Raw genomic sequence first — 3,696 nt, 5'->3', positions numbered from 1 at the left:
GTTCATTTCTGGATGTTGGCTTCGAGCAAATATTCCTCATGTTAAACCCGATGAACCGCGAGGTTGGCGAAGTATTCGAGACATATGTGTATGAACGCGGTATACAGCAAGGGGATTTCAGTTATTCAACGGCAGTGAACTTGTTCAAATCGGTCATCGGGATTGTGCTGGTAGTTGGCGCTAATCAATTGGCCAAAAAAGCAGGTGAGGAAGGCATTTATTAATAAGAAGAAGGAGGAATCCAAATGAAGGAATCACTTGGCGGAAGACTGTTTGACCTTTTCAATTACATCTTTCTGGGATTGTTCGGCTTAGTGACCATACTGCCATTCATTTATGTGGTCGGCGGTGCGTTTACCTCGCCACAGGAATATATCAGCCGAAGGATTGTCTTATTTCCTCATACACTATCGCTTGAGGGGTTTAAGTATATCTTCTCAACCCCGGTGCTGTTGACCAGCTTGAGTGTAACTATCTTCATTACGGTAGCTGGAACGCTGATCAACTTGATATTCACCTGTTTGATGGCATATCCGCTGTCACGCAAAGATTTGGACGGACGCAAATTCATTCTGCTCGGCGTCGTGTTCTCGATGCTGTTCAGTGGAGGGATGATTCCGCTCTTTCTTGTCGTCAAATCGCTCGGATTAATCGATTCCTATTGGTCGTTGCTGCTGCCTGGGGCAATAAGTGCGTTCAACCTGATTGTGCTCAAAAATTTCTTTCAGCAGATGCCGGACGGGCTTGAGGAAGCAGCTAAAATAGACGGATGCAACGACTTGCGCATTCTATGGCAAATCGTGCTGCCATTGTCATTGCCCGCTATCGCGACGTTTTCGCTGTTCTATGCGGTTAACCATTGGAATTCGTTTTTCTCAGCCATTCTATACATTAATGATAACTACAAATGGCCGATTCAGGTATGGCTGCGGCAGATCGTCATACTCTCCTCGGGCGGGCTCGGTGATTCTGCAACATTTGACTCCAATTACATTGTGCCCCCGGGACAAATTATCAAGATGGCTGTTATTGTTATCTCTACCGTTCCCATACTTTGTGTGTACCCATTTTTACAGAAGCATTTTGCTAAAGGGGCGTTAATCGGATCGGTCAAAGGCTAATTCAAGGAGGGGCCTATGCAAAATAATCGAGTACCGGAACGCTCTCCCCCTGTACGGAATTTGTTGCCATAGTCTATAACACCAATATGAGTTAATGGAGGATGAACCATGTTAGAGAGCCTAACCCGTACCGCATTTGTGGATGATTGCCTGAATATGATGAACGCTTCGGATGATATTTGCGAAGCCTTCAAAGAAGTAAGCACCGCACACCGAACGTTTGCCCAATTCGGCAGCCTAACTCGCTCGGATGATCAGATTGCGCTGGAACTGCTGACACGCTATAGAAACGATTGGAAGTCCCAGCGCACGGTGTTGGAGGAAGTCGGCTTCCGCTCGGCACCGCTTGTCCCCAAGATGCAAGCAGAATCTTCGCTTGCTTTAGCGCTTGGATGGGTCGCTCATCGCGCAGCGAGGGCGCATTTGACACCGGAATCAGCAGAGGCAGAGCTTTACCAGGATGCTGAGATGTTCCGCAAGCGGTATGTAGGTGGCTCAGGCATCAGCCGAGAGGAACTCACTGAGCTGTTCAGTGTGATGCAGCAGCGCTTTTTTATTGAGATGCACACATTCGTCCCGGATGTCGATGACATCGAGGGTTGGTTTGATCGGCTGGACGAGATGATGCGGGAATGGGAGCAGCATATGGAGCAGTTGGCTAGCGCAGTGGTCGATCCCGATCCAGAAAAGTCACGGCAGAATGTTGAGCAATCGAATTTCTATGACGAAGATGATGCTTTGATCCGGTTGGCCGAATCTATCCGCAGCGGAAGTGAGCCCTCACAGGACGATATTGATGCGGCATTATCCGCCGATCCGCGGAGCAAGTATGCACGGGCCTTGAATCAGGCGGTTCACAGCTTGCGCAGAGCAAGCCAATTTTTTGCAAATTCCAACGATGTAAGCTCGTTCGACGAATTCTTTGCGGTATAAAATGAAACCACAATAGGCTAAGGGGGATCTTTCATGGCTAATCTTTTGAGGAATTCGAGCATGATGGGGATTGTAGGGAGTTTGTTCGTCACCGCCGCTCTTGCCGGCTGTAGCAATACTCCTCCAGAGGCGTCCAAAACGAACCAGCAGGGCACAGCAGAGAGTACAACACAGGTGAAAGACGATAAGCCCTTTGTCATTACGATGATGAATCTGTCCGTCCTGTCTGAGCCGCCGAAGGAGAGTGACCCGATTATTACAGCGGTTGAGAAGCTGACGAACACAGATTTGCAAATTCAATGGGTGCCGAACGGGACGTACGAAGAGAAGGTAAACGCCACAATCGCTTCAGGACAGCTGCCGATGGTTCTGTTAATCGGAACCCCTGTACAATCCAATATCAAAAATGCGATGAGAGCCGGCCAGTTTTGGGAAATTGGACCTTACCTCAAAGACTATCCTAACTTGCAAAAGGCGTTGAATCCGGAAGTGCTCAAGAGCACCGCGGTTGGTGGCAAATATTATCAGATTAACCGGGCTCGCTCTCTGGTCGGGGATGGCATGATCTACCGCACGGATTGGCTGGATAAGCTTGGTATGAAGCCTCCAACAAACCTTGATGAGATGTATGAGGTTATCAAAGCATTCGCCACGAAAGATCCGGACGGCAACGGGAAGAACGATACGATTGGTCTTGCTGAAGAGAAGAGCATTCGCGGTTTCAAGCTCATATTAGCTGCGACCGGCGGAGGAAACGTGTGGGATATTAAAGATAATCAAGTCGTACCCTCACATGAAAGCCAAGCTTTTGTGGATGCAATGAATTGGTATAAGCGTCTGTACCAGGAGAAGCTGATTAATCAGGATTTCGCCATTGCGGAGCGGGTTCAGAACATTGATAACGGTAACAAAGGGCTGTTCGGCTTTCGCCTTGGTGACAATGACTTTATTTCCCGACACTCGGAACTTTTCAAGCTAAATCCGAAAGCCGAGCTCGATACCTCCAGTATTCTTAAGGGAGTGAACGGCACCAAGCTGTTGATGGATAGCGGCCTTTCGGGCAGCTTCGTTATTCCGAAGCAGACGGTGAAAAGCGAAGCCGATTTAAAGCGCATTCTGCAATATTTTGATAAGCTGTCTACGCCAGAGGGACAAAACATTTTCGAATGGGGCGGAGAAGGCATTCATTATACCGTGAAAGACGGCAAAGCTGACCGAACGCCGGAGCAATCCGCCAAGTATGCGTCGGAGGTCATTCAGTTACAGCAGGCTATGCAGGTTTCCGACGGGTCGCTCGCTATGGAAGGAACGTATGATAAATATACGGGCAAATTTAAAACAGCCAAAAAAGAGGCAAGTGCCATACCAAATATATTTGTAACAAACCCAGCAGCAGCATACAACTCACCGACGTTAGATTCAAAGCGCACGCAGCTCGATAAAATTATCAATGATGCCCGTGTTAAGTACATTATGGGTGAGATCGACATGACTGGATGGAAGGCTGCGCTCGACAATTGGCGTAAATCCGGCGGCGATAAAGTGCTGGAAGAGTTAAACAAAGAGTATCAGGCAGACCCTAACAAGGGGAAATAAACCATTATACGGAGGATGAGATATGTCGGAGAATGTAACCCACACC

General features: G+C 48.2%; 3 protein-coding genes and 1 pseudogene. All 4 read left to right on the top strand.

Going from position 1 to position 3,696, the window contains the following annotated elements; translation table 11 throughout:
* Positions 1–224 (top strand): annotated as a pseudogene (locus tag AC1DUA_RS28510) (sugar ABC transporter permease); the annotation flags it as partial.
* Between the two features lie 21 nt (positions 225–245).
* Entirely contained in the window at positions 246–1,121 is an 876-nt protein-coding gene (locus AC1DUA_RS28505; RefSeq protein WP_477502968.1) for a carbohydrate ABC transporter permease, read from the top strand.
* A 108-nt stretch (positions 1,122–1,229) separates the two neighbouring features.
* Positions 1,230–2,054: a hypothetical protein gene (locus AC1DUA_RS28500; protein ID WP_477502967.1), complete on the top strand. Its 825-nt coding sequence runs from the start codon at positions 1,230–1,232 to the stop codon at positions 2,052–2,054.
* A 33-nt stretch (positions 2,055–2,087) separates the two neighbouring features.
* Complete coding sequence (locus tag AC1DUA_RS28495) at positions 2,088–3,650, top strand: extracellular solute-binding protein (protein ID WP_477502966.1); 1,563 nt, start codon at positions 2,088–2,090, stop codon at positions 3,648–3,650.
* Positions 3,651–3,696: the final 46 nt, after the last annotated feature.

The organism is Paenibacillus sp. 01T422 (assembly GCF_056398785.1).
The sequence above is the reverse complement of the archived record's forward strand: the minus strand, read 5'-3'. Positions and strand labels throughout refer to the sequence as shown.

Excerpts from the sequence above, each read along its gene's own strand:
- AC1DUA_RS28500 (WP_477502967.1), top strand. The coding sequence starts at position 1,230 with ATGTTAGAGAGCCTAACCCGTACCGCATTTGTGGATGATTGCCTGAAT.
- AC1DUA_RS28495 (WP_477502966.1), top strand. The coding sequence starts at position 2,088 with ATGGCTAATCTTTTGAGGAATTCGAGCATGATGGGGATTGTAGGGAGT.
- AC1DUA_RS28505 (WP_477502968.1), top strand. The coding sequence starts at position 246 with ATGAAGGAATCACTTGGCGGAAGACTGTTTGACCTTTTCAATTACATC.